The following is a 23,709-nucleotide window of genomic DNA, read 5'->3' as shown; positions in this document are numbered from 1 at the left end:
GCTGCCGCAAGCGGCAGTCAAAGCCGAGCATCAACTGCGCACCTCGCCCTCGCCCAGTACAACGTACTTGAGCGAAGTCAGGCCTTCGATGCCCACGGGACCACGGGCATGGAACTTGTCGGTGCTGATGCCGATCTCGGCACCCAGCCCGAACTCGAACCCATCGGCAAAGCGGGTGCTGGTGTTGACCATCACACTGGCCGAGTCCACCTCGCGCAGGAAGCGCTGGGCGTGGACGTGATTAGTGGTCAGGATGGCGTCGGTATGGTGCGACGAATAGTGGTTGATGTGCGCGATCGCTTCGTCCACACCCTCCACCACCTTGATGCTGATGATCGGCGCCAGGTACTCCTCGGACCAGTCCTGCTCGGTGGCATCGACCAGCTTGGCGCCGGCCACCGAGGCCAGCAGGGTGCGGCTCTCGGGGCAGACGCGCATCTCCACACCCTTGGCGGCGTACACAGCGCCAATCAACGGCAGGAACTCGGGCGCCACGCCGCGCGCGACCAGCAGGCCTTCGCTGGCATTGCAGGGGCTGTATTTCTGCGTCTTGGCGTTGTCGGCCACCTTGACGGCCATGGCCACGTCGCAGGGGTCGTCCACGTAGGTGTGGCAATTGCCGTCCAGGTGCTTGATGACGGGCACCTTGGCATCGCGGCTGATGCGCTCGATCAGGCCCTTGCCACCGCGCGGGATGATCACGTCCACGAACTGCGGCATGGTGATGAGCTGGCCCACGGCCTCGCGGTCGGTGGTCTGCACCAGCTGCACCGCGTCCTGCGGCAGGCCGGCCTCGGCCAGCGCCAGCTGCACCAGGCGCGCCAGCGCCTTGTTGGAATCGATGGCTTCCGAGCCGCCGCGCAGGATGCAGGCGTTGCCGCTCTTGATGGAGAGGCTGGCGGCCTCGATGGTCACGTTGGGACGGCTCTCGTAGATCATGCCGAACACGCCGATGGGCACGCGCATCTGGCCCACGCGGATGCCGCTGGGCTGCTGCTTCATGCCGATGATCTCGCCGATCACGTCGGCCATGGCGGCCAGCTGTTCGCAGCCTTCGGCGCAGGTGTCGAGCACCTTGGGCGTGAGTGTGAGGCGGTCGACCAGGGGTTCGGCCAGGCCCGCGGCGCGGGCGCGCTCCAGGTCGCGGGCGTTGTCCACCTGCAGTGCGGCGGTGTGCTCGCGCAGCAGGCGTGCCAGGGACCGCAGGGCCTTGTTCTTGACGGCCGCAGGCGCGCGCGCCATGAGGGCGGAGGCGGCCTTGGCCTGGGATCCGAGGGTGTGCGTGTATTCAGCCACGTTGAGCGCGTTCATGGCCCCGATTCTCGCAGAAGCGCCCTGCCCCTGCGCACCCAGGGGCAGGGCATGCGGGCCATGCTCCCGGGCGGTTGCCGCGCCCCGCGCCGACACCCGCACCGGCTCAAGGGGGTCAGTTCAGCGTATGGACGACCTGGTAGCGGCCCGCACGGACCATCTCCGCTGCGGCCGTGGCATCGTCACCCACACCGTAACCCACCACCAGCTGCACACCCTCCAGCCCGCTGAAGTTCAGGCCCGAGGCAATGCGCACAGGGACCGTGCGCGGCAGCGCACCCGACAAGTAGGCAGGAAAGGCTCCGCCGGTGTAGGGCGCCCAGCCATTGGGGCCCAGGAACAGCACGGTCGATCCCGCCAGCGCTGCCACGTAGACGCGGCCCGTCTTGCCGCGGTGCAGTGTCGAGACCGTGGCGCCCACATCCACCGTCACATTGCTCAGGGGGCCGGTCTGCCCGCCGGAGAAGGTGCCGGTGGCGTCCCCCACCCGGCCCGCATCGAACGCCGCCCCGTTGGCCTGCATCACCCGCACGGGGGCGGTAGTTTTGTCGGTGCCGCCCAGGTTGGTGCCTTTGCCCCAGATCCAGACGCTGCCGTCCGTTCCAATCACGCCAGAGATCGCAGACCCCGCCGCTGCTGCAACCACGGGCGGCAGGCCCGCAATGTGCGCGATCTTGGGTACTTCGGTCGAGGGGTTCACCAGGGTGCCATCGCCAAGCTGGCCGGCGCTGTTGACGCCGCAGGCATGCACGGCGCCATCGGCATCGACGAACAGGGTGTGGCCGTCGCCGGGCTCGATCTGCTGGATGCGCGCCAGACCCTGGATGGGCGAGATGTCGATCAGCGCATAGCCTCCATTTTGGATGCCCTTCTGGCCGCAGTAGGGGGCGTTGGTCGATGCCTGGCCCCAGACGGCGACGGTGCCGTCGCTCTTGAGGGCGTAGTACTGACCGGCGATGTTGATGGAGGTCGAGGCCACGGCCTGCACGGAGCCCAGGGCGTCGATCACGACCGGGGCCGTGGCGGTCCCGGCAACAGGGGCCAGTGCCTTGTTGCCGTTGGATCCCCAGGCGACCACCTTGCCGTCCTGGCGCAGCGCGAGCACGGCTGCGTCCGATGCGCTCACCGCCACAGCGCCGTGCGCGCCGGCCACCAGGCGGGGCACGGGGTTGCCGCCGCCACTGGTCTGGCCCGTTCCCAGTTGCGCCGTGCTGTTGCTCCCCCACGCAAAGACCTGGCCAGACACGTCGGTTGCAAAGGCCGCCGCCGTGTTGGTCCCGGCATTGATGCTGACGATGTTCGACAGGCCGTTGATCTGCACCGGCACACTGGTGCCACTGCCGCCGGTGCGGCCACCGGAGTTGTCGCCCCAGGCCCAGACGGTGCCATCGGCCTTGAGCGCCATCGAGAACGAGCCCCGAGCCACCACCTGGACCACGTTCTGCAGCGTGGGGATCTGCGTGGGCACCGTGCGGGTGCTGGAATTGCCAAGGCCCAGTTGCCCGCCGCCGTTGTAGCCCCAGGCCCAGACCGTGCCATCCGCACGCAGGACCAGGGCATGGTCATAGCCCATGGAAATGGCAGGCTGCACGGCCTGGGCGGAGGTCATCACGAAAGCGGAGCACAGCGCGGCAGCACCCAGGGCAGCGGCAGTGCGCAAAGACTTCTTCGTCATCAGATACTTCATCGGTTCCCTCGATAAGAATAAAAAAGAAAATGGAATCACCGTTCAGAGCCTGCAAGGGCTCCATGAACCAGCGGTGTTGCAGCCATTCCATCCCCGAGATGCCGGGCTGCGACCCGCCTGGCTGCGAGTCTGCCGACGGCCGGCTTTGCAAACAATGGTGTACGGAACAGGCCGGCGGGGCAGGCGTGAACTTGTGCACGAACCCTGTACGGAAAAACGCACGGTCGTGCCGGCGCCGGGTCGCCAGGTCCTTTCGCCGATACTTGGGGCATGGCTGCAGAACACGATCAACTCACCACATTGCAAGGCGCCCTGGCGCGTTTCAGCGAGGGCGCGGCCAGTGCAGCGTCCTTGAGCGACCTGGCGCGCGGACAGGCGCAATTGCTGGCGGCGCTGCCGCCGCGCTACAGCGAGGTGCTGCTGAACCTGCTGGACCGGCTCGAATCGAGCGCGCTGTTCTCCGAAGAGAGCTGCTCATTCAGCCAGAAGGACCTGGTGGCCAATCTGCAGATGTGGGTGGACAAGGCGCGAGTCACGCTGGACGCGCGCTGAGCCCCGCTGATCAACCTGTCAGCGGGCCGCGCTGGTGAGCTTGCACAGCTGCAGCGCCAGGCGCTGCAGGGCCTGCCAGCCATCGGTGGGCCAGTCGGGCGACTTCAGGCCCTTGACGATGCCGTCCACGGTGTGGGCCGATTGCAGCAGGCGTGCCAGCGCCGCATCGCTGGCCTTGGGCAGGATGCGCTCGAACAGGCGCTCCTTGGGGCCCCAGATGCGGTTCTCGCGCAGGGCCATGGGCAGGGGGCGGCCGGCGTTCATCGCATCTTTCACACGCTTGAGGGCGCGGATGTCTTCGGCCAGGGCCCAGTGCACCAGCACCTCGGCCTCGCCTTCGGCCTGCAGGCCGTCGAGCATGCGCTGCACGCGCCCGGTGTGCCCGGCCAGCACCGATTCGGACAGCTTGAACACGTCGTAGCGCGCCACGTTGAGCACGGCGGCCTCCACCTGCGCCTGCGTGAGCTCGCCAGGCGGGTGCAGCAGCGCCAGCTTCTGGATCTCCTGGTGCGCGGCGAGCAGGTTGCCCTCGACCCGGTCGGCAAAGAACTGCAGCGTGCGCTGGCCTTCTTCGCCCGCCACCACGCGCTGGCCCTGGGTGGCCAGGCGCTGGGCGATCCACTGCGGCAGCACGCCGCGCTCGATGGGGTCGATCTGGATCGAGGTGCCGTTGCCCTCCAGCGCGGCGAACCAGGCGCCGGTGCGGGTGGCCTTGTCCAGGCGCGGCAGCATCACCAGCGTGAGCGTGCTGTCGTTGCCCTTGGCGGCCTCGGCAATCTGCTGCAGCGCCACGCTGCCATCCTTGCCAGGCTTGCCCGAGGGCACGCGGATCTCCACGATCTGCTTGTCGGCAAACAGGCTCAGCGAGCCGCCCGCAGCCAGCACGGCGCTCCAGTCAAAGTGGGCACCCGCTACCGTGTAGGAGCTGCGCTCGGTGTAGCCCTGGGTGCGCGCCGTGGCGCGGATGGCGTCAGCCGCCTCCTGTTGCAGCAGGGCCTCGTCGCCATGCAGGACATACAGTGGCGACAAGGCCCGTTGGAGGTGGGTGGAGAGTTGGGCCAGGGCGACTTGCATGGGGCAAAGTCTATCGCTCCCGGAGTGCGCGCCGCACCTTCCCATGAAGGGATGCACCCATCACACTACGCAAACTGCCAGTAGGCACCTGCAAATTGAGCGGTTTACTGCAAGAATTGCGCAGGCCTCTGGCTTTCCATTGCGCGTACTCAGACCCACAATAACGGTCCGCAATGCTGCGGCGCTATCCGTGCCGCAATGGCTTGCCTGATCACCACCCCACAAAGGCCTTTTCGCATGACCATCTCCCCTGCCCCGCACCTTGCAGCCAGCCTGATCGGCGCCCCCACCGACATCGGTGCCGGCGCACGAGGTGCCTCCATGGGCCCCGAAGCCTTGCGCGTGGCAGGCCTGCAGGCTGCCCTGGAACGGCACGATCTGCAGGTGGTGGACCGCGGCAACCTGAACGGCCCGGCCAACCCCTGGCAGCCGCCAGTGGATGGCTACCGCCACCTGCCCGAGGTGGTGCAGTGGAACCGGTTGGTGTTCGACGCGGTGTATGCCGAGTTGCAGCAGGGACGCCTGCCGATTCTGCTGGGTGGCGACCATTGCCTGGGCCTGGGCAGCATCAGTGCGGTGGCACGCCACTGCGCCGACACAGGCAAGACGCTGCGCGTGCTCTGGCTCGACGCCCATGCCGACTTCAACACCAGCGCCCTGACCCCGAGCGGCAATGTGCACGGCATGCCCGTGGCCTGCCTGTGCGGTCTGGGCCCGCCCGAGCTCACCGGCCTGGCCGACATGCCCGGCGGCGGCCCGGCCCTGCGGCCGCAGCAGGTGCGCCAGATCGGCATCCGCAGTGTCGACGCCGGTGAAAAGCGCCTGGTGCACGAACAGGGGCTGGAGGTGTTCGACATGCGCGCCATCGACGAGATCGGCATGCGCCAGGCCATGCAGCAGGCCCTGGCCGGCATGGACGACCAGTCCCACCTGCACGTGAGCTTCGACGTGGACTTCCTGGACCCGGCCATCGCCCCCGGCGTGGGCACCACCGTGCCCGGCGGCCCGACCTACCGCGAGGCCCAGCTGTGCATGGAGATGATCGCCGACAGCGGCCGCCTGGCCTCGCTGGACATCATGGAACTGAACCCGGCCCTGGATGTGCGCAACCAGACGGCGGAGGCGGCCGTGGACCTGGTCGAATCACTGTTCGGCAAGAGCACGCTGATGCGCGTGCCCCCGCTGAAATAACTTCAGCGCTTGACGACTGCGAGCCGGCGCAGCAACTGCTGCACGATGTCGGTCTGCATGTTGCGATACAGCAGCGCCTCTTCGGCCTCCTTGGCCAGGGCGATGGTTTCGTTGTAGCTGATGTCGCGCTGTTGCAGCAGCTCGGTCTCGGGCAGGAGTTCGGCGCCGGTGGAGCTGCGCACGCGAAACTTCACGCGCAGCCGCAGCTGCAGCTCGCGCACCTGGCCCGAGGCGTTCTGCCCCACGACCACGCGCTCGCGCTGCTCGGACAACAACTCCAGCCCGACCTGGGCCTTGGGCAGGTCGGCCATGTCGCGCAGCACCGTGAGCTTGGAGCCGGACCCATCCAGCGTACGCTGCAGTTCGCGCGCCAGCGTCGAGCTGGGAGGCGCGGCGATGAACAGCGTATCGAATGTGAACTCGGGCACACCGCGCAGGCGGAAGCCGCAGGCCGTGAGCAAGGCGGCAGGTGCCAGCAGGAGCAGGGTGCGCTTGTTCATCATGGTCATACCACCACGTTCACCAGGCGCCCCGGCACCACGATCACGCGCTTGGGCGCGGCACCGGCGGCCTGGGCGATGAAGGCCTCGCTGGCCAGCGCCAGGCGTTCGATCTCGGCCTTGTCGGCCTGGGCCGGCACGAGGATGGAGCCACGCAGCTTGCCGTTGACCTGGAGCATGAGCTCGATCTCGTCCTGCACCAGCGCACTGGCATCCACCTGGGGCCAGGGCGCATCGAGCAGCTCGCCGAGCGCACCGGCATAGCCCAGCGTGGTCCACAGCGTGTGAGCGATGTGGGGCGTGGCGGGGTACAGGCTGCGCAGCAGGATGCCGAAGCCCTCAATCAATGCCACCTGGGCGCCGGCCGAGTCGGTGGCCTTGAAGTCCTCCAGCGCGTTGATCATCTTCATCGCGCCCGAGACCACCGTGTTGTACTGCATGCGCTGGTAGTCGTAGTCCACCTGCTTGAGCACGCTGTGGATCTCCAGGCGCAGGGCCTTGGCCTCCTTGCCGAACTGCACGTCGGCCAGGCTGCTGGCACCGGCCACGCTGGCCAGTGCCGCATCGCGGTCGATGGCGGCGAGCTTGAAGCCAAAGTTCCACACCCGGCGCAGGAAGCGGTAGCTGCCTTCCACGGCGGCATCGTTCCACTCCAGCGTGGCTTCGGGCGGGGCCGTGAACATGGTGTACAGGCGGGCCGTGTCGGCGCCGTACTTCTCGATCAGGTCCTGCGGATCGACACCGTTGTTCTTGGACTTGGACATGGTGCCCACGCCCTCGTAGTCGATGGCCGTGCCCACGGGCAGGTCGCCCACGGCATTCACCAGCTTCGCGCCGATGATCTTGCCTGCCTCGTCGTGCAGGTGCTCGACGTCGTGCGGCCAGAAATACTCCTTGCCGCCCTTGTCGGTGCGGCGCGAGTAGATGTGGTTGAGCACCATGCCTTGCGTGAGCAGCTTGGTGAAGGGCTCGTCGACCGTCACCAGCCCCAGGTCGCGCATGACCTTGGTCCAGAAGCGCGCGTAGAGCAAGTGCAGGATGGCGTGCTCGATGCCGCCGATGTACTGGTCCATGCCGCTGCCACCGGTGGCAACCTGCTGGTCGCGCATCCAGTAGGCCGTGCCGTCGGCCACCATGGCGTCGGCATTCTTCGGGTCGCAGTAGCGCATGAAGTACCACGAGCTGTCCACGAAGGTGTCCATGGTGTCGGTCTCGCGCCGCGCGGCCTTGCCGCAGACGGGGCAGACCACGCCGGCATGAAAGCCCTCGTGCTTGTGCAGCGGGTTGCCCGAGCCGTCGGGCACGCAGTCGGTGGGCAGCACCACCGGCAGGTCCTTCTCGGGCACGGGCACGGCGCCATGCTCTTCGCAATGGATGATGGGGATGGGCGTGCCCCAGTAGCGCTGGCGCGAAACGCCCCAGTCGCGCAGGCGCCAGGTGGTCTTGGTCTCGCCCAGGCCCTTGGCATGCAGGGCGTGGGCCACGGCGGCCACAGCCTCCTTGTAGCCCATGCCGCTGAAGCTGTCGGAGTTGATGGTCACGCCGCGCTGCTTGTCGCCGTACCAGTCGTTCCACTGGTGGTAGTCGAAGTGCTCGCCGTCCACCAGCACCACCTGCTTGATTTCCAGGTCGTACTTGAGGGCGAAGGCGAAGTCGCGCTCGTCGTGCGCGGGCACGCCCATCACGGCACCGTCGCCATAGCCCATGAGCACGTAGTTGCCCACCCACACCGGAATCTGCTCGTCGGTGATGGGGTGGGTCACGAACAGGCCGGTGGGCTGGCCCTTCTTTTCCTGCGTGGCCAGCTCGGCCTCGGTGGTGCCGCCGCTCTTGCATTCCTCGATGAAGGCTGCGAGCGTGGGGTTGTTGCGCGCCGCATGGGCCGCCAGCGGGTGCTCGGGCGCCACGGCGCAGAAGCTCACGCCCATGATGGTGTCGGCACGCGTGGTGAAGACGTACATGCGGCCATCGCCGATCAGCGCGCCGTCGTCACCGCGGATGTCGTGCGGGAAGGCGAAGCGCACGCCTTCGCTCTTGCCGATCCAGTTCTCCTGCATGAGCTTGACGCGCTCGGGCCAGCCAGGCAGCTTGTCGCCGGTCACGAAGTCCAGCAGTTCTTCGGCGTAGTCGGTGATCTTGAGGTAGTAGCCGGGGATCTCGCGCTTTTCCACCGTGGCGCCGGTGCGCCAGCCCTTGCCGTCGATGACCTGCTCGTTGGCCAGCACGGTCTGGTCCACCGGGTCCCAGTTCACGACCTGGGTCTTGCGGTAGGCAATGCCCTTGTCCAGCATCTTCAGGAACAGCCACTGGTTCCAGCGGTAGTACTCGGGGTCGCAGGTGGCGACCTCGCGCGACCAGTCGATGGCCAGGCCCATGGCCTGCATCTGCTTTTTCATGTACGCGATGTTCTCGTACGTCCACTTGGCGGGCGGCACGCCGTTCTTGAGCGCCGCGTTCTCGGCCGGCAGGCCGAAGGCGTCCCAGCCCATGGGCATGAGCACGTTGTGGCCGTTCATGCGCAGGTAGCGCGTGAGCATGTCGTTGATGGTGTAGTTGCGCACATGGCCCATGTGCAGCTTGCCGCTGGGGTAGGGCAGCATCGAGCAGGCGTAGAACTTCTTCTTGTTCGCGTCTTCCGTCACGCGGTAGGCATCGCGGGCGGTCCAGTGGTCTTGCGCGGCGCGCTCAACCTCTTGGGGAGAGTATTTGTCTTGCATGGAGGCTCGGGTCAGAATGGGGTGCAGCCACAGGACTGCGCTGCGCGGATTTTAGGCTGTCGGGCGCACCACCCTGCGCGCATGCCCTGCCAGCCGGCTTTCAGGGGTTTTTCGGGGCCGTGGCAGCCGCCTGTGGATCGGCCACGAAGCCGATGCGCTGCAGGCCGGCCGCATGGGCCGCCCCCATGATCTCGACGATGCGGCCATAGGGCACGGCGGTGTCGGCGCGCAGCTGTACTTCGGTGTCGGGCTCTGCAGCGCCGATGCGCTGCAGGCGCTCGGCCAGCGCGGCCTGCGCCAGCGGCTGGTCATCGAGGTAGGCCTGGCCGGTGCGGTCCACCACCAGCGTGAGGGCCCTGGCGGGGGCGCCCGGCGCGGCGCCATCGGCGCGCGGCAGGTCCAGGCGGATGGCGCTGGCCATGAGCGGCGCGGTGAGGATGAAGATCACCACCAGCACCAGCATCACATCGACCAGCGGGGTCATGTTGATGTCACTCATGGGCGCCGAGCCCTGGCTGCGCTCCAACCGGCCGAAGCTCATTCCCCGCCTCCCGGACGGAAAAGCCCGCCCTGCGGGGTGCCACCGGCTGCGGTATCGATGCGCAGCTCGCGCAGGTCGCGCGCTAAGCCTTCGAGGTCGGCTTCGATGCGCCCGATCAGGCGCCCACAGACGTTGTAGGCCAACACGGCCGGAATGGCCACGGCCAGGCCGGCGGCGGTCATGACCAGGGCTTCACCCACCGGACCGGCCACGCGGTCGATGGTGATCTGCCCGGCGCCGGCCATGGCCGAGAGTGCATGGTAGATGCCCCACACCGTACCCAGCAAGCCCACGAACGGCGCGGTGGAGCCCACGGTGGCCAGCAGCACCTGGCCGAACTGCAGGCGGCCCAACACCGCGTGCAGTGCGTCGCGCAGCACGCGCGTCAGGCGCTGGGACAGGCTGCCCATGGAAGCCAGCGCTGCCGGGGATGCCTGGTCGGCCACGGTGTTCACGGCCTGCACCATGGGCAGCACCAGGGCCAGCCGGTCGAAAGTCTGCAGGCGCAGCGCGGCGTCCTGCAGCGAGGGGGCCTGCCAGACCGCAGCCACGCAGCGCGCCACGTCGGCACTGGCGCGGCGCAGCAGGCGCAGCTTCCAGACGATCACCACCCAGCTGGCGACGGACATGCACAGCAGCACCAGGGCGGTGGCCTGCGTGACCGCATCGCCCTGGCGCCACCAATGGAGTGCATCCATGCGCTTGAACAGCCTGTTTGTTTACTTCAGGTTGAGCACGTCGAACATGTCGTGCAACCCGGTCTTGTGCGCGGCCAGGTAGCGCACGGCGCGCAGGCTGCCCTGGGCATAGGTGGTGCGGCTGGACGATTTGTGCGTGATCTCGATGCGCTCGCCGATGCCGGCGAACAGCACGGTGTGGTCGCCCACGATGTCGCCGCCACGGATGGCGGCAAAGCCGATGGAGGAAGGATCGCGCTCGCCGGTGATGCCTTCGCGGGCGTAGACGGCGCATTCCTTGAGGTCCCGGCCCATGGCTTCGGCGATGACCTCGCCCATCTTGAGCGCGGTGCCCGAGGGCGCATCCACCTTGTGGCGGTGGTGGGCTTCGATGATCTCGATGTCGTAGCCGATGGCCATGGCCTTGGCGGCCATCTCCAGCAGCTTGAGCGTGACGTTGACGCCGACGCTCATGTTGGGCGCCATGACCACGGCCGTGCGCTGCGCCAGGGCCGCGATCTCGACCTTCTGCTCGTCGGAGAAACCGGTGGTCCCGATGACCATCTTCACGCCCAGTTCGGCGCACGCGGCCAGATGGGCCAAGGTGCCTTCGGGGCGGGTGAAGTCGATCAGGACGTCGGCGTTCTGCAGGCCCACCCGCAGGTCGGAGGTGATGGCCACGCCGCTGGCATGGCCGAGGAAGGCGGTGGCGTCCGAGCCGATGCCGGGACTGGCGGCCACGTCCAGTGCGCCGGCGAGCACGCAGTCATCGGTGGCACGCAGGGCCTCGATGAGCATGCGGCCCATGCGGCCCGAAGCGCCGGCCACGGCCACGCGCACGGGGGTGGAGGCAGTCGATGTGTTCCCTGGCATGTGTTTCCTGGTATCGCAAAAAAGGGGGTCCGCAGACCCATGTCAATCCATCAAAAAGCCCGCAGGGGGCTGGCTGGACGCTCAGCGCCCAGGCGCCTCAAGGGGCGGGTAGCGCGCCGGCGCGAGTTCCTGCGGTGCTGCGTCGGCAGCCTTTTCGGCAGGGGTTTCGGCTTTGCGCGCGGGATAGCGCGACAGCTGGTCCGGCGTGGCTTCCAGCACCGGCACCTTGCCCTTGCCGGTGCGGCCGCCGTCCAGCGAAGCGACGAATTCAGCCTCCGACGGCATCTCGTCGCCTTCCGAGCGGGCCAGCACGTCGCCCTCGAAGAACACCGTGAGCTTGCGGGTCTGCAGCTCGGCCGATGGTTTCTTCAGGGTGAAGACATACTCCCAGCGGTTGGAATGGAACAGGCTGGTCACCAGGGGCGTGCCCAGGATTTCACGCACCTGCTGGCGGCTCATGCCGGGCTTCAAGGCCTCGACCTGTTCGCGCGAGACGAAATTGCCCTGCACGACGTCGATCTTGTACGGCGTGACCACGGTGGCCAGGCGGCGGCTGGCGCCGTCCAGGCTGCCGCACCCTGCCAGGGTACCGACAGCGGCACCCACCAACAGGATCCAGCCCAGGCGGGCATTGATACGGGCTTTGACTGGCATGAGGGAAAGAGCAGAGGATATGATCAAACCATTGTAGCGGCAGCCTCTCTCCCCTTCCCGGGCCACCGGCAACCAGGACCAATCCATGACCAACATCGACGAACTCAAAAGCACCGGCCTCAAGGCAACCCTGCCCCGCCTGAAGATCATGGAGATCTTCCAGAAAGGCGCACAGCGCCACATGACGGCGGAAGACGTGTTCCGCGTGCTGCTGGAAGAGCGCTCGGACATCGGCCTGGCCACCGTGTACCGCGTGCTCACGCAGTTCGAGCAGGCGGGCATCCTGATCCGCAGCAACTTCGAGAGCGGCAAGGCGGTGTATGAGCTCAACGAGGGACAGCACCACGACCATTTCGTGTGCACGTCCTGCGGCAAGGTGGAAGAGTTCTACGACCCCGAGATCGAAAAGCGCCAGCAGATCGTGGCCAAGGCCAAGGGCTGGCTGGTGCAGGACCACACCATGGCGCTGTACGGCCAGTGCGCCGCCTGCGCCAGCAAGAACGCCTGAAGTCCGCAGCCCTGCGGGCCGCGCCTGGCTTCAGCCTCCGGTATCGCGCTCCATGGCGCGGCGATGGCGCTCCACGAATTCCTGGTAGGTATCGATCCCGCGCAACTGCAGGATGGTGTTGCGCACGGCGGCTTCCACCAGCACGGCGATGTTGCGGCCGGCCACCACCTGGATCACCACCTTGAGCACAGGCACGCCAAGCACGTCCTGGGTGAGTGGCTCGTAGGGCAGACGCTCGTAGTCGCGCTCCAGCGTCTCCTTGCGCACCAGGTGCACGATGAGTTTGAGGCGCATCTTGCGGCGCACGGCCGTCTCGCCAAAGATGGCGCGGATGTCCAGGAGGCCGATGCCGCGCACTTCGAGCAGGTTCTGCAGCAGCTCGGGGCACTTGCCCTCGATGGTGGTCTGGTTGATGCGAAACAGGTCCACCGCATCGTCGGCCACCAGGCCGTTGCCGCGCGAGATCAGCTCCAGGCCGAGTTCGCTCTTGCCCAGGCCCGACTCACCCGTGATCATCACGCCCAGGCCCAGGATGTCCATGAACACGCCGTGCATCGTGGTGCGGTCGGCAAAGTGCTTGGACAGGTAGGCCCGCAGCACGTCGATCACGAAGGCCGAGGACTCGTGCGTGGAGAACATCGGGATCTGCGCACGTTCGCACATCGATACCAGCGCATCGGGCGCGGTCTGGCTATCGGCCAGCACCAGCACCGGCGGCTCCAGCGTCACGATGCGGGCGATGCGGCGCTTGCAGTCGTCGGGCGAGGCGCTGCTCAGGTACGCGATTTCGCGCTCACCGAGGATCTGTACCCGGTAGGGGTGGATGTAATTGAGGTAGCCGACCAGGTCGGCGCCCGAGCGCGCAGAGCGCACGGCGACTTCGTCAAAGCGGCGTTCTGAAGCGCCGAGGCCCGCGACCCATTCCCATTTCAGGGGGCCGCGGAATTCCTCGAACAGGACATCGGCGCTGACAACATTGGGCTTCACGGCAGAAGGCGGGTGCGCGATGCCGGCTCGGCTCAGGCGGCCTGGGTGGACTGCCAGCCGGCAATCATGCCGTGCAGTTCGGCCGCATCGGTGCTGGCCTTGAGCTTTTCGCGCAGGACCGAGTCGCTGAGCAGTTCGGCGATCTCCGAGAGGATTTCCAGGTGCTTCTGGGTCGCCGCCTCGGGTACCAGCAGAAAGATCAGCAGCGCCACCGGCATTTCGTCGGGGGCGTCGAAGCCGATGGGATGGGCCAGCTGGAACACGGCGGCCATCGGGGCCTTGAGGCCCTTGATGCGGCCGTGCGGGATGGCCACACCGTGGCCCAGGCCCGTGGAGCCCAGGCGCTCGCGCGCAAACAGGCTGTCGGTGATCAGGGCACGCGAGAGCCCGTGCTGGCTCTCGAACAGCAGACCCGCCTCTTCAAAAGCACGCTTCTTGCTGGTGGAGTCCACGCTCACGAGCACTTGGGCGGGAGGCAGGATGGAGGCGAGTCGGTTCATGGTCAGAGGTAACAATTATGCACATATTGGCAAAAACCCTGAGCAATTTACAAGGGGCCACAAAAAAACCGCCTCCAAGGGCGGTTGCTGTGGCCCGCAATGCAACGCTCAGGCGTGCATTTCGCGCTTGGCAGCTTCGTGGTGGTGGTCCTGCAAGCGGTCCTTGTGGCGCACCACCTGGCGGTCCATCTTGTCGACCAGCTCATCGACCGCAGCATACAGGTCGGAGTGGGAGCTTTCGGCAAACAGGTCGTTGCCCTTCACATGGATATTGCATTCCGCTCGCTGGCGCTTTTCCTTTTCCTTTTGCTTCTCTACTGTCAGCAGCACCTTGACATCTACTACCTGGTCGAAATGGCGATTGATCCGGTCCAGCTTAGTGGTCACATAACTGCGCAGGGCTGGGGTAACTTCGAGGTGGTGACCGCTGATCGTCAAGTTCATAAATAAGTCTCCTGTGGCTCTCGGTGGAACAAATGCCGCCCTGGATCAGAGGTGCGGCCCGGCGAACTTGGATGCATCCATTGACGGGTTCACTATGCCCCTGCTGTCATCGAAATGCAATCCCATACCGCCCCTGCCCGCTGGGTTATGCCGGCCAAGGTGCCAGCGGCCCGAAAAGGGCGCACAATGGCTGAGTTGGCGGGGGAGCACCTCCCCCTTTCGCCTCGCGACTCAAGCCTTGGCTGCAGTCACCGGCGCTGCGCCATGCAGCACCAGCCGCCCCACCACCATGATCGACAGCACGCTGGCAACGGTGCCCACCACAGCGGCCATCCAGTAGCCCTGCACCAGCCCCTGGGCATCGCGGCTGATCAGCACACCCCCCACCAGTGACGCCACCCCCATGGCAGCAGACTGCACCGAGGCATTGAGCGTCATGAATGTGCCGCGCAGTTGCGGATTGGCGGCCGAGGTGATGATGGCCATGCCCGGAATCATGCGCCCGCTCATGAAGGCAAACATCAGCGTGGACACGATCAGCACGGTCCACAGCGGCACCCCGTGCACCAGCGTGATGCCCAGCAGGCAGGGCCCGACCGCCAGGGCCAGCCAGCGGAAGGTGGCCACCTTGCCGCGCGCATCCGTCAGGCGCCCGAACAGGCGTGCCGTGAACAGCGTCACCACCCCGCCGCACAGGTAGATCAATGGCACCTGGTCGGTGCGCACGCCGGCATTGGCCTGCATGTAGATAGTGATGTAGGGGATCACCGTGAAGCCCGTGAACATCAGCAGGCCCGAGAACACGAAGGCCCGCCGGTGGTTGGCGTCCCGCAGCACCTCGGCGATGCCGCCCAGCGCCGTGCGCTGCTGGCCTGCGGCCAGATGGGCGTTCATGGTGGGCAGCGTACGCGCGGCAAACACCAGCAGCAGCAGGCACATGGCGGCGATGGCGAAGAAGGGCATGTGCCAGCCTCCGTACTCGGCGAACACCAGCCCCAGCGGCACCCCGGCCACCGTGGACACCGAGAACGAGGTCATCACGATGCCCATCGCCCGCCCGCGCCGTTCGAAGGGAACGACATCGGCCACGACAGTCTGGCACAGGGCCGAGAGCACGCCGCCGAACATGCCGGCCAGCACGCGCGCCACCATCAGCGTGGCGTAGGTGGGCGCCAGGCCGCAGGCCAGCGTGGCCAGGCCGAACAGCGCGTACAGCGCCAGCAGCAGCCGCTTGCGGCCAAAGCGGTCGATGTAGGTGGAGGCCAACAGCCCCGAGACACCGGCCGACAGCGTGTACGCCGATACCAGCAGGCCGAACTGCGCGTCGCTGATGGAAAAAATGCGCGTGAGCTGCGGGCCCAGCGGCATCATGATCATGAAATCCAGGATGTGGGTGAACTGCACGCCCGCCAGGGTCAGCAGCAGCCACAGTTCGCGGCGGGGAGTGAGGGGATGGGAAGTGGGCACAGGGGGTGGCCGGCAAGGGCATGGTGAAAGCAAGCCCGGCAGTGTGCCGCCCCTCGGGGACCCCCACAAGCCCCTGCCCGGCCGCAGCACCCGCCCCGGCGCGTAAAATCGGCTTGTTGTACAGAGAACGTGGCCGCGCGGGTGCGCGCCCTCCCCTTCCCCAGGCCTGACTGCAGCGGACACCGACTGCCCCATACCGACACCATGACCCAGCCCAGCTCCAACGCCCTGCACACCTCTGCCCTGACCTCGCTGCCCCTGCTCGCACGCGGCAAGGTGCGCGACAACTACGCCGTGGGCGACGACCGCATCCTGATGGTGGCCAGCGACCGCCTCTCGGCCTTCGACGTGATCATGGGCGAACCCATCCCCGGCAAGGGCGAGCTGCTCACGCAGATGGCGCTGTTCTGGTTCGACAAGCTCGGCCACATCTGCCCCAACCACCTGACCGGCGACGCCCCCGAGAGCGTGGTCACCCCGGCCGAGGCGCCGCAGATCCGCGGCCGCTCGATGCTGGTGCAGCGCCTGCAACCCATTCCGGTCGAGGCGGTGGTGCGCGGCTACCTGGCCGGCAGTGGCTGGAAGGAATACCAGGAGTCGCGCTCGGTCTGTGGCGTGCCTCTGCCAGAAGGCCTGACCAACGCGGCCAAGCTGCCCGCGCCCATCTACACCCCGGCCGCCAAGGCCGCAGCGGGCGAGCACGATGAGAACATCACCTTCGAGCGCACCGTGGAGATGATCGGCCTGCCCCTGGCCACGCAGATCCGCGACCTGAGCATCGCCATCTACCAGGCCGCCGCCGAGATCGCGCTCACCAAGGGCATGATCATTGCCGACACGAAATTCGAATTCGGCCTCGCGCCCGACGGCACCTTGGTGCTGATGGACGAGGTGCTCACGCCCGACAGCTCGCGTTACTGGCCCGTGGAAGGCTATGAAGCGGCGCTCGCAGCTGGCCAGAACCCGCCGAGCTACGACAAGCAGTTCGTGCGCGACTGGCTGGAACAGGCCCAGGTCAACGGCAAGCCCTGGGACAAGACCCCACCCTCGCCGCGCCTGCCGCGCGAAGTGATTGAAAAGACCGCGGCCAAGTACCGCGAGGCGCTGGAACGCCTGGTCGGCTGATTCCCTGGTCACGGCAACGAAAAAGGCTCCCGAGGGAGCCTTTTTGCATGGGGGGGCGCTGGTCAGCTGAGCACGACGCTCGACAGGCGGCGGCGGTAGGTGGCCACCACCGGATCGTCCGGCGGGATCTGGCCATCGGCCACCTTGGCCTTGGGCTGCTCGATGATCTCCAGGATGGCGACGTAGGTCTTGCGCGCCACCTCCTCGCCCCAGGCCTTGTCGCGCATGAGGATCTCCAGCAGTTCGTCCATGGCGTCGGTCCAGCGCTGCTCGGTGATGAGCCAGCGCGCCTGTGCCAGGCGGGCATCGAAGTCGCGCTTGTTGGCGGCAATCTTCGCGTCGAACGCGGCAGTGTCGCCCGCGCCTTCGCTGGTCAGCACCGCATCGATGGCATCCATCCAGACCTTGAGCGCGGCGATCTTGCGCGAATTGGGGGCCTTGGCGATCACCGGAGCAAAGGCCACCTTGGCGTCGTCGTCACGGCCCAGTTGCAGCAGCAGCTTGACGTAGTCGAAGCGGGCGTCGTCGTTGCCCGGGTCGGTGGCCACCGCGTGCTGCAGCTTCTCCAGCGCCGTGTCGGTGTCGCCTTCGGCCAGGGCGTCCAGGGCTTCTTCCTCCTGCTCCTCGGCTTCCAGGACTTCGGCGGTGGGCAGGTGCTTGTCGAGGAACTCGCGCACCTGGCCCTCGGGCAGGGCCCCCATGAAGCCGTCCACGGGCTGGCCGTTCATGAGCAGCACGCAGGTGGGAATGCTGCGAATGCCGAACATGCCAGCCAGTTGCTGCTCCTGGTCGGAGTCGATCTTGGCCAGCTTGAAGCGGCCGTCGTACTCGGTCTCCAGCTTCTCCAGCACCGGACCCAGCGACTTGCAGGGGCCACACCAGGGCGCCCAGAAATCCACCAGCACAGGCACTTCCATCGAGGCGGCAATCACCTCGGCTTCAAAATTTTCTACGGTGACATCAATCATGGTCGGGGGCCCAGGGCCGGTGAAGCAAGTTGGCGCTATTTTGGCGCATTGAAACAACCCCATGGCAGGGGGGCCATCGCAAATCGTAAAATCGGGGGTTCCACCTACAGCGCCGAAGCAGACCCGAGTCCGCCGCAGCGCCCCCACACACACCATGAAACCCATCCAGATCGGCGTGGTCATGGGCTCCAGCAGCGACTGGGAGACCATGCAGCATGCAGTGCAGATTCTTGAGCAATTCGGCATTTCCCACGAGGCACGCGTGGTGTCGGCGCACCGCATGCCCGACGACATGTTCGCCTATGCCGAAGCCGCCGTCGGCCGGGGCCTCAAGGCCATCATCGCCGGTGCCGGGGGTGCCGCCCACCTGCCCGGCATGATCGCCGCCAAGACCACCGTGCCCGTGCTGGGCGTGCCGGTGGCCAGCCGCCACCTGCAGGGCGTGGACTCGTTGCACAGTATCGTGCAGATGCCCAAGGGCATCCCCGTGGCGACCTTCGCCATCGGCACGGCCGGCGCCGCCAACGCGGCCCTGTTCGCGGTGGCCCTGCTGGCCAGCGAGAGCCCCGAACTGCGCCAGCGCCTGGAAGCCTTCCGTGCCGAGCAGACCGAAGTGGCGCGCAACATGACCCTGCCCCCCGCTACTGCATGACCACGCTGTCTGCCCCCCTCCTTCCAGGATCGACCCTGGGCGTCCTTGGCGGCGGCCAACTCGGCCGCATGTTCGTGCACACGGCCCAGGCCATGGGCTACTTCACCGCCGTGCTCGATGCCGACCCCACCAGCCCCGCCGGGCTGGTGAGCCACCACCACATTGAAACGGGTTACGAAGACGCGGCTGGCCTGGCCGAGCTGGCCCGCGTGGCCGATGCGGTGACCACCGAATTCGAGAACGTGCCCGCCACCGCCCTTGCGGCCCTGGGCGCGCTGCGCCCCGTGTCGCCCGCTGCGGGTGCCGTGGCCGTGGCGCAGGACCGCGCACAGGAAAAGGCCCATTTCGTGCGCTGCGGCGTGCCGTGCGCGCCCTATGCGGTGATCGAGACGGCCGCGCAACTGGCGGCCGTCCAAGCCGACCTGTTGCCCGGAATCCTCAAGACCGCGCGCATGGGCTACGACGGCAAGGGCCAGGTGCGGGTGAAGACTGCGGCCGAACTCGCGGCCGCCTGGGATTCCGTGGGCCAGGTGGCCTGCGTGCTCGAAAAGATGCTGCCGCTGGCGCTCGAATGCTCGGTCATCGTCGCGCGCGGGGCCGACGGCGCCTGCGTGCACCTGCCGGTGCAGCGCAACCTGCACCGCGACGGCATCCTGGCCGTGACCGAGGTGCATGCCGGCAACCTGCCCGACGACCTGGCACGCCAGGCCATCGCGGGCGCCATCTCGATTGCCACCGGCCTGTCGTACGTGGGCGTGCTGTGCGTGGAGTTCTTCGTGCTGCAGGACGGCGCTCTGGTGGTCAACGAGATCGCCCCGCGCCCGCACAACAGCGGCCACTACAGCCAGAACGCCTGCGATGTCTCGCAGTTCGAATTGCAGGTGCGCACGATGGCCGGCCTGCCGCTCACGCAGCCGCGCCAGCACAGCCCGGCGGTCATGCTCAACCTGCTGGGCGACCTGTGGTTTGCCGCCGACGGCAGCGGGCAGACCCCGCCCTGGGCCGAGGTGCTGGCCCTGCCCGGCACCCACCTGCACCTGTACGGCAAGCGCGAAGCCAAGCCCGGGCGCAAGATGGGGCACCTGAACATCACGGCAGACAGTGCCGATGCGGCACGCGCCACCGCCCTCAAGGCTGCGGCCCTGCTGGGCATTGCGCCCTTCTGACCCGGTCGGACCGCATTCCATGATCCTCGACGGCACTCAGCCCGAATCCATTGCCGCCGCCGCCCGTACGGTGCGCAGCGGCGCCCTGCTGGGCCTGCCCACCGAGACGGTGTACGGCCTGGCAGCCGATGCCAGCAGCGATGCGGCCGTGGCGCAGATCTTCGCGGCCAAGGGCCGGCCCAGCGACCACCCGCTGATCGTGCATGTGGCCGATGCCTCGGGCATCGACCATTTCGCGAGCGAAGTGCCGGCCTTTGCACAGGCCCTGGTACAGGCATTCTGGCCCGGGCCCCTGACCCTGATCCTGCCGCGCCGCGACGGCGTGGCCACAGCCGCCACCGGCGGCCAGGACAGCGTGGGCCTGCGCTGCCCGGCCCACCCTGTCGCCCACGCCCTGCTGGCCGCCTGCGCCGCATCGGGCGACGACAGTGACCTGGGTGGTCCGCCGGTGTGGGGGGTGGCCGCCCCCAGCGCCAACCGCTTTGGCCGCGTGAGCCCTACCACCGCCCAGCATGTCGCCGACGAGTTGGGCGAGGACCTGCTGGTGCTCGATGGCGGCCCTTGCCCCGTGGGCATCGAATCGACCATTGTCGACTGCACGCGCGGCACGCCGGTGCTGCTGCGCCCGGGGGCCATCACGCGCGCGCAGATCACCCGCGCCTGCGGCATCGCTCCGCTGTCCAAGGAAGACCTGCCTGAGCACACCCCGCGCGCCTCGGGCACGCTGGAGGCCCACTACGCCCCGAACGCCAAGGTGCGCCTGATGGACGCCAAGGCCCTGCAGACGGGCCTGGACCTGCTGGGTGCCGATGCGGCCCACATGGCCATCTATGCCCGCGCGGCGCTGCGCACCCGCTCGTCCAAACTGGTCATGCGCCGCATGCCCGATGACGCGACGGCCACAGCCCAGCAGCTTTTTGCGGTTCTGCGCGGCTTCGACGACGAGGGTGTCAAACTGATCTGGATCGAGACCCCGCCCGCCACCCCGGAGTGGGAAGGCGTGCGGGACCGCTTGCAGCGTGCAGCAGCCGCCTGAATACCAATATGCCCGCAGTGTGACAATGCTTTACATGCCTTGACATGGCGTCGTTAAACTAACCCCCCATTTTCTGGAGAAATACATGGCAGCAAATTGGATGCGCCGCACCGTACTGGTGGCCGCATGCGCGTCGGCCGCATTGCTTGCGGCCTGCGGTTCGAGCACGACGGAGTCGGCTTTCAACCCCGAGCGCCTGGTGGCCTTCGGCGACGCCTACAGCGATGTGGGCCAAAAGGGCACGCGCTACACGGTCAACGATGGCAGCGTGAACAACTGGACGCTGCAGATCGCCTCGCGCTACGGCAAGACGCTGGCCGCATCGTCCGCGGCGGGCGGCCGCAGCTATGCCGTGGGCAATGCGCGCGTGGCGATCAAGCCCGACGCCGCAGGCGTCGCGACCACCGCCACCGTGACCGAGCAGATCGACGCCTTTCTGGCCGCCGGCGGCGTTGCCGCGAACGACCTGATCGTCATGAACGGCGGCCCGAGCGATGTGATCGCCGGCATGGCCGCCGTGACGGCCGGCACCCAGAGCACCACCGACATGGTGGCCGCTGCGCGCAAGGCTGGACAGGACTTGGCCACCCAGGTACGCCGCCTGGTCGCTGCGGGCGCCAAGAACGTGGTCGTCACCGGTACCTATGACCTGGGCAAGACGCCCTGGGCCAAGGCCATCAACCGCGAAGCCCTGCTGAGCGATGCCAGCAGCCGTTTCAACGAAGGCCTGCTGGTGAGCATCGTCGACCTGGGCGCCAACGTGCTGTATGTGGACTCAGCCTACTACGTGAACCTGTACGTCGGCACCCCCGCCAACTACGGCTTCAACAACGCCACCACGCCGGTGTGCACCTCGCTGGACACCACCAACGGCATCGGCATCGGTGCCGGCCAGGTCAACTCGGCCCTGTGCACTACCTCGACCCTGGTGGCCAGTGCCAACCAGGATTCCTACGTGTTCGCCGACAGCGTCTACCTGACGCCCAACGCCCACCGCCAGTTCGGCAACTACGCCTACGACCGCCTGCGCGCTCGCTGGTAAGCAAGCCCTGCGGCACCGGCCCATGAAAAAGCCGACCCTTTTGGGGTCGGCTTTTTTTTGGCGGGCCTGGGTCAGAACCTGTACGCGACGCCGATGGCGATCACGTCGGGGTTCAACCGCTTGCTGATCGACTGGCCCGAAGACAGGTGCGTCGTGGTCTTGAGGAAGCTCTTGTAGTAGGCAGCATCCAGCGACCAGCGCTCATTGAAGTTCCACACAAAGCCGACCTGGGGAGTCAGCCCCCACTTGTTGTCCACCGACGCCGTCGTGGGGCGTGAAGGCGTGCCACCGGTCAGGCCGCTCAAGGTGGCCGTGGTGCGGGTCTTGAAGAAGCGGCTGTAGGTCAGGCCCAGGCCCACATAGGGGCGAAAGCGCGCCTCGGGCTCGGCAAAACGGTACTGGGCGAACACGGTGACCGGCAGGACCTTGGTCTCGCCGAGCTTGCCCACGCCCGCGATGGCGCCATCGCCCTCGATCTCGTGCTTGAACGGCAGCGCCAGGGGGACATCCACGGCCCAGTGGTTGGTCAGCATGTAGTTCACGCCGCCTGACAGCGAGGTGGCATTGCCCACGTCGACCTTGGTGCCCGGAAAGCTCGGAGCGCTCAGGTCGCCGCTCCTGACCTGCGGGGCAATGTGCGTGAATCCGGCGCGCACGCTGAACGTGCCCGCCACCTGGGCCGAGGCGCTGGCACCCAGCAAGAGTGCCGCGACAGCCAGACCGGCCTTGGAAAATTGGTGCATGAAAGACTCCTTCGAAGGGATGGAGCAAAGCCGGCTCACAGCCAGCCCGCCCGGGACAGCGAACGCGACACCAGCTGCCCGACCAGTTGGTGGCCATAGGGCGTGGGGTGGAAGCTGTCGGAGAAGCCATAGCTCTTCCACCAGTCCGCACCGCCGGGGGCACCCGCAGGTGGCGCCATGGCCGAGAGGGCTGCGGCCGTGCAGGTGGGGAAGCTGTAGGTCGGCAGGCCATCGCTGCCCACGCCCGTGGCCGGGCAGGCTGGCGTGGTGGCGTTGGTGAGCTGGTACTGGGCCGGGTTGGTCGACTGGTCCTTGAAAGAAGTGTAGAAGTCCACCACCACGATGCGCTCGTCACCGGCCAGGCTGGTGGCCAGTTGCGCGTTGAAGGCCTGGACCCAGCCGTCGAACAGGGCCTCGGCCTGCTTGGCGGCCTCGGCACCGCGCTGGGCGGAGATCGAGGCCAGCACCATCAGGAAGCGGGGAGTGCGGGTGATACCGGGGGCATTCAACACGGCCACGCGGGGAGCGCCCTTGGCGACCGTGTTGGCCTTGATGGTGGCCGCGAACTGCTGTGCCAGCGCCTGCATGTAGGCGCCACCCACCTGGGCCTGGCCTGCGGCACCACCCGCCAGGGCGGCGTTGACCGTGGCCGCAGGCAGCACCGAGCCCAGCACGGCTGCATAGGCCTGGCCATTGTCGGTAGCCGCCCGGAGGTAGGCGCCTACCAGGTCCGCCGCATCGTTGCCGCCCCCGTCGACCAGCACCAGGTCCGAGGCGGTGTAGCCGCCGTTGCCCAGGTCCTTGAGCTGCTGGGTGATGGACACGGGCGAGGTGGGCGCCGTGAAGTTGTTGATCCGCCCGCCGCCCACGGCATAGTTCGAGCAGGCGGCATTGGCGGAAAACGCCGTGCCGTTGAAGACGTAGTGTGCGCACAGCGACTGGCCATAGCTGGTGGCCACGCGCTCGGGCCAGATCGGCGTTGATCCGGCGCCGGTGGCGGCCGTGCCCTGCACGGTGAATTTGTAGCCGAAGGTGCCGCTGTCGGCCAGGCTGTCGCCAGCCACTTTCACCGAGGTCACGGGCGCCGCAGGGGCGGTGTCCGAGCCTCCACCACCGCATGCTGCGAGCAGGCAGGCCGTTGCCAGCACCGAAAGGGCGGTCTTGCATTGTCTTGTGTTCAAGGGAGTTCTCCAGGAAAGAAGATTACAAAAAGCACGACCGTGCTTTTTTGCAACAACCATCCTAACTCCGCATGCGCTTCTTGCCCGCCCGGGAAACTACCAAGCCATGCACC

General features: G+C 67.3%; 24 protein-coding genes. 8 read left to right on the top strand and 16 right to left on the bottom strand.

The window, feature by feature from the left end; genetic code table 11:
- Positions 1–30: 30 nt before the first annotated feature.
- Together ACSQ9E_RS30960 and ACSQ9E_RS30955 are read right to left on the bottom strand one after the other, a co-directional pair.
- Positions 31–1,311: a glutamate-5-semialdehyde dehydrogenase gene (locus ACSQ9E_RS30960; RefSeq protein ID WP_436220021.1), complete on the bottom strand. Its 1,281-nt coding sequence runs from the start codon at positions 1,309–1,311 to the stop codon at positions 31–33.
- Positions 1,312–1,426: 115 nt separating this feature from the next.
- Positions 1,427–2,986, bottom strand: a complete 1,560-nt coding sequence (locus ACSQ9E_RS30955) for an RCC1 domain-containing protein (RefSeq protein WP_436220020.1) — start codon at positions 2,984–2,986, stop codon at positions 1,427–1,429.
- Positions 2,987–3,268: 282 nt separating this feature from the next.
- Between ACSQ9E_RS30955 and ACSQ9E_RS30950 the strand changes: the two genes are divergently transcribed.
- Positions 3,269–3,550 (top strand): hypothetical protein, encoded by a 282-nt coding sequence (locus ACSQ9E_RS30950; protein ID WP_057267251.1) that lies wholly within the window; start codon positions 3,269–3,271, stop codon positions 3,548–3,550.
- An 18-nt stretch (positions 3,551–3,568) separates the two neighbouring features.
- Here the strand turns inward: ACSQ9E_RS30950 and holA are convergent, their stop codons facing one another.
- A complete protein-coding gene (holA, locus tag ACSQ9E_RS30945) occupies positions 3,569–4,624 on the bottom strand; it encodes a DNA polymerase III subunit delta (RefSeq protein ID WP_057267250.1) in 1,056 nt (351 codons plus the stop codon).
- Between the two features lie 237 nt (positions 4,625–4,861).
- Here holA and rocF point away from each other — a divergent pair, with 237 nt between their 5' ends.
- Complete coding sequence (gene rocF, locus ACSQ9E_RS30940) at positions 4,862–5,815, top strand: arginase (RefSeq protein ID WP_436220019.1); 954 nt, start codon at positions 4,862–4,864, stop codon at positions 5,813–5,815.
- Between the two features lie 2 nt (positions 5,816–5,817).
- On the opposite strand, the gene ACSQ9E_RS30935 is transcribed toward rocF, so the two are convergent.
- From ACSQ9E_RS30935 to ACSQ9E_RS30910, 6 genes are all read right to left on the bottom strand, one after another.
- Positions 5,818–6,315 carry an LPS-assembly lipoprotein LptE gene (locus tag ACSQ9E_RS30935; protein ID WP_057200846.1) on the bottom strand — a complete coding sequence of 166 codons (498 nt, stop codon included), beginning with the start codon at positions 6,313–6,315 and terminating at the stop codon, positions 5,818–5,820.
- Positions 6,316–6,320: 5 nt separating this feature from the next.
- Positions 6,321–9,032: a leucine--tRNA ligase gene (gene leuS / locus ACSQ9E_RS30930; RefSeq protein WP_436180050.1), complete on the bottom strand. Its 2,712-nt coding sequence runs from the start codon at positions 9,030–9,032 to the stop codon at positions 6,321–6,323.
- 100 nt (positions 9,033–9,132) lie between these two features.
- A complete protein-coding gene (locus ACSQ9E_RS30925; RefSeq protein ID WP_057200776.1) occupies positions 9,133–9,573 on the bottom strand; it encodes an ExbD/TolR family protein in 441 nt (146 codons plus the stop codon).
- Positions 9,570–10,271, bottom strand: coding sequence for a MotA/TolQ/ExbB proton channel family protein (locus tag ACSQ9E_RS30920; protein ID WP_057200775.1), 702 nt, complete (start codon positions 10,269–10,271; stop codon positions 9,570–9,572). The genes ACSQ9E_RS30925 and ACSQ9E_RS30920 overlap by 4 nt, the downstream gene beginning before the upstream one ends.
- A 21-nt stretch (positions 10,272–10,292) precedes the next feature.
- Positions 10,293–11,123 (bottom strand): 4-hydroxy-tetrahydrodipicolinate reductase, encoded by an 831-nt coding sequence (dapB, locus tag ACSQ9E_RS30915; protein ID WP_082608066.1) that lies wholly within the window; start codon positions 11,121–11,123, stop codon positions 10,293–10,295.
- Between the two features lie 81 nt (positions 11,124–11,204).
- Positions 11,205–11,777 (bottom strand): outer membrane protein assembly factor BamE, encoded by a 573-nt coding sequence (locus ACSQ9E_RS30910; protein ID WP_057267248.1) that lies wholly within the window; start codon positions 11,775–11,777, stop codon positions 11,205–11,207.
- A gap of 85 nt (positions 11,778–11,862) precedes the next feature.
- Here ACSQ9E_RS30910 and fur point away from each other — a divergent pair, with 85 nt between their 5' ends.
- Complete coding sequence (gene fur / locus ACSQ9E_RS30905) at positions 11,863–12,285, top strand: ferric iron uptake transcriptional regulator (protein WP_057200773.1); 423 nt, start codon at positions 11,863–11,865, stop codon at positions 12,283–12,285.
- A 30-nt stretch (positions 12,286–12,315) separates the two neighbouring features.
- Here fur and hprK read toward each other — a convergent pair whose 3' ends face one another.
- The 4 genes from hprK to ACSQ9E_RS30885 form a co-directional block, all read right to left on the bottom strand.
- On the bottom strand, positions 12,316–13,272 hold the full coding sequence (gene hprK, locus ACSQ9E_RS30900; protein ID WP_057200772.1) for an HPr(Ser) kinase/phosphatase: 957 nt from the start codon (positions 13,270–13,272) through the stop codon (positions 12,316–12,318).
- 32 nt (positions 13,273–13,304) lie between these two features.
- Positions 13,305–13,772 carry a PTS sugar transporter subunit IIA gene (locus tag ACSQ9E_RS30895; RefSeq protein WP_007857534.1) on the bottom strand — a complete coding sequence of 156 codons (468 nt, stop codon included), beginning with the start codon at positions 13,770–13,772 and terminating at the stop codon, positions 13,305–13,307.
- Between the two features lie 108 nt (positions 13,773–13,880).
- Positions 13,881–14,216, bottom strand: coding sequence for a ribosome hibernation-promoting factor, HPF/YfiA family (gene hpf, locus ACSQ9E_RS30890; protein ID WP_007857535.1), 336 nt, complete (start codon positions 14,214–14,216; stop codon positions 13,881–13,883).
- A gap of 231 nt (positions 14,217–14,447) precedes the next feature.
- Positions 14,448–15,683, bottom strand: coding sequence for an MFS transporter (locus ACSQ9E_RS30885; protein ID WP_057200770.1), 1,236 nt, complete (start codon positions 15,681–15,683; stop codon positions 14,448–14,450).
- Between the two features lie 204 nt (positions 15,684–15,887).
- Between ACSQ9E_RS30885 and ACSQ9E_RS30880 the strand changes: the two genes are divergently transcribed.
- Positions 15,888–16,808, top strand: a complete 921-nt coding sequence (locus ACSQ9E_RS30880; RefSeq protein WP_007857537.1) for a phosphoribosylaminoimidazolesuccinocarboxamide synthase — start codon at positions 15,888–15,890, stop codon at positions 16,806–16,808.
- Between the two features lie 62 nt (positions 16,809–16,870).
- Here ACSQ9E_RS30880 and trxA read toward each other — a convergent pair whose 3' ends face one another.
- Positions 16,871–17,776, bottom strand: a complete 906-nt coding sequence (gene trxA, locus ACSQ9E_RS30875) for a thioredoxin (protein WP_057200769.1) — start codon at positions 17,774–17,776, stop codon at positions 16,871–16,873.
- Positions 17,777–17,930: 154 nt separating this feature from the next.
- Here trxA and purE point away from each other — a divergent pair, with 154 nt between their 5' ends.
- From purE to ACSQ9E_RS30855, 4 genes are all read left to right on the top strand, one after another.
- Positions 17,931–18,428, top strand: coding sequence for a 5-(carboxyamino)imidazole ribonucleotide mutase (gene purE / locus ACSQ9E_RS30870; protein WP_057200768.1), 498 nt, complete (start codon positions 17,931–17,933; stop codon positions 18,426–18,428).
- Positions 18,425–19,594: a 5-(carboxyamino)imidazole ribonucleotide synthase gene (locus ACSQ9E_RS30865; protein ID WP_436180051.1), complete on the top strand. Its 1,170-nt coding sequence runs from the start codon at positions 18,425–18,427 to the stop codon at positions 19,592–19,594. The genes purE and ACSQ9E_RS30865 overlap by 4 nt, the downstream gene beginning before the upstream one ends.
- Before the next feature lie 19 nt (positions 19,595–19,613).
- Positions 19,614–20,630: an L-threonylcarbamoyladenylate synthase gene (locus tag ACSQ9E_RS30860; protein ID WP_436180052.1), complete on the top strand. Its 1,017-nt coding sequence runs from the start codon at positions 19,614–19,616 to the stop codon at positions 20,628–20,630.
- A gap of 85 nt (positions 20,631–20,715) precedes the next feature.
- On the top strand, positions 20,716–21,672 hold the full coding sequence (locus tag ACSQ9E_RS30855; RefSeq protein ID WP_436180053.1) for an SGNH/GDSL hydrolase family protein: 957 nt from the start codon (positions 20,716–20,718) through the stop codon (positions 21,670–21,672).
- A gap of 71 nt (positions 21,673–21,743) precedes the next feature.
- Here ACSQ9E_RS30855 and ACSQ9E_RS30850 read toward each other — a convergent pair whose 3' ends face one another.
- Together ACSQ9E_RS30850 and ACSQ9E_RS30845 are read right to left on the bottom strand one after the other, a co-directional pair.
- Positions 21,744–22,415: an OmpW/AlkL family protein gene (locus ACSQ9E_RS30850; protein ID WP_436180054.1), complete on the bottom strand. Its 672-nt coding sequence runs from the start codon at positions 22,413–22,415 to the stop codon at positions 21,744–21,746.
- Positions 22,416–22,450: 35 nt separating this feature from the next.
- Positions 22,451–23,596 (bottom strand): SGNH/GDSL hydrolase family protein, encoded by a 1,146-nt coding sequence (locus tag ACSQ9E_RS30845; protein WP_436180055.1) that lies wholly within the window; start codon positions 23,594–23,596, stop codon positions 22,451–22,453.
- Positions 23,597–23,709 lie beyond the last annotated feature (113 nt).

Source organism: Acidovorax sp. LjRoot118 (assembly GCF_964253575.1).
GTDB lineage: Bacteria > Pseudomonadota > Gammaproteobacteria > Burkholderiales > Burkholderiaceae_C > Acidovorax.
Note: the sequence above shows the minus strand (reverse complement) of the source record. Positions and strands in the feature narration are given on the sequence as shown.

What these genes read in the sequence shown, in the direction of transcription:
- ACSQ9E_RS30960 (WP_436220021.1), bottom strand. Translation starts at nt 1,311, where the DNA reads ATGAACGCGCTCAACGTGGCTGAATACACGCACACCCTCGGATCCCAG.
- ACSQ9E_RS30955 (WP_436220020.1), bottom strand. Translation starts at nt 2,986, where the DNA reads ATGACGAAGAAGTCTTTGCGCACTGCCGCTGCCCTGGGTGCTGCCGCG.
- ACSQ9E_RS30950 (WP_057267251.1), top strand. Translation starts at nt 3,269, where the DNA reads ATGGCTGCAGAACACGATCAACTCACCACATTGCAAGGCGCCCTGGCG.
- holA (WP_057267250.1), bottom strand. Translation starts at nt 4,624, where the DNA reads ATGCAAGTCGCCCTGGCCCAACTCTCCACCCACCTCCAACGGGCCTTG.
- rocF (WP_436220019.1), top strand. Translation starts at nt 4,862, where the DNA reads ATGACCATCTCCCCTGCCCCGCACCTTGCAGCCAGCCTGATCGGCGCC.
- ACSQ9E_RS30935 (WP_057200846.1), bottom strand. Translation starts at nt 6,315, where the DNA reads ATGAACAAGCGCACCCTGCTCCTGCTGGCACCTGCCGCCTTGCTCACG.
- leuS (WP_436180050.1), bottom strand. Translation starts at nt 9,032, where the DNA reads ATGCAAGACAAATACTCTCCCCAAGAGGTTGAGCGCGCCGCGCAAGAC.
- ACSQ9E_RS30925 (WP_057200776.1), bottom strand. Translation starts at nt 9,573, where the DNA reads ATGAGCTTCGGCCGGTTGGAGCGCAGCCAGGGCTCGGCGCCCATGAGT.
- ACSQ9E_RS30920 (WP_057200775.1), bottom strand. Translation starts at nt 10,271, where the DNA reads ATGGATGCACTCCATTGGTGGCGCCAGGGCGATGCGGTCACGCAGGCC.
- dapB (WP_082608066.1), bottom strand. Translation starts at nt 11,123, where the DNA reads ATGCCAGGGAACACATCGACTGCCTCCACCCCCGTGCGCGTGGCCGTG.
- ACSQ9E_RS30910 (WP_057267248.1), bottom strand. Translation starts at nt 11,777, where the DNA reads ATGCCAGTCAAAGCCCGTATCAATGCCCGCCTGGGCTGGATCCTGTTG.
- fur (WP_057200773.1), top strand. Translation starts at nt 11,863, where the DNA reads ATGACCAACATCGACGAACTCAAAAGCACCGGCCTCAAGGCAACCCTG.
- ACSQ9E_RS30895 (WP_007857534.1), bottom strand. Translation starts at nt 13,772, where the DNA reads ATGAACCGACTCGCCTCCATCCTGCCTCCCGCCCAAGTGCTCGTGAGC.
- hpf (WP_007857535.1), bottom strand. Translation starts at nt 14,216, where the DNA reads ATGAACTTGACGATCAGCGGTCACCACCTCGAAGTTACCCCAGCCCTG.
- ACSQ9E_RS30880 (WP_007857537.1), top strand. Translation starts at nt 15,888, where the DNA reads ATGACCCAGCCCAGCTCCAACGCCCTGCACACCTCTGCCCTGACCTCG.
- trxA (WP_057200769.1), bottom strand. Translation starts at nt 17,776, where the DNA reads ATGATTGATGTCACCGTAGAAAATTTTGAAGCCGAGGTGATTGCCGCC.
- purE (WP_057200768.1), top strand. Translation starts at nt 17,931, where the DNA reads ATGAAACCCATCCAGATCGGCGTGGTCATGGGCTCCAGCAGCGACTGG.
- ACSQ9E_RS30865 (WP_436180051.1), top strand. Translation starts at nt 18,425, where the DNA reads ATGACCACGCTGTCTGCCCCCCTCCTTCCAGGATCGACCCTGGGCGTC.
- ACSQ9E_RS30860 (WP_436180052.1), top strand. Translation starts at nt 19,614, where the DNA reads ATGATCCTCGACGGCACTCAGCCCGAATCCATTGCCGCCGCCGCCCGT.
- ACSQ9E_RS30855 (WP_436180053.1), top strand. Translation starts at nt 20,716, where the DNA reads ATGGCAGCAAATTGGATGCGCCGCACCGTACTGGTGGCCGCATGCGCG.
- ACSQ9E_RS30850 (WP_436180054.1), bottom strand. Translation starts at nt 22,415, where the DNA reads ATGCACCAATTTTCCAAGGCCGGTCTGGCTGTCGCGGCACTCTTGCTG.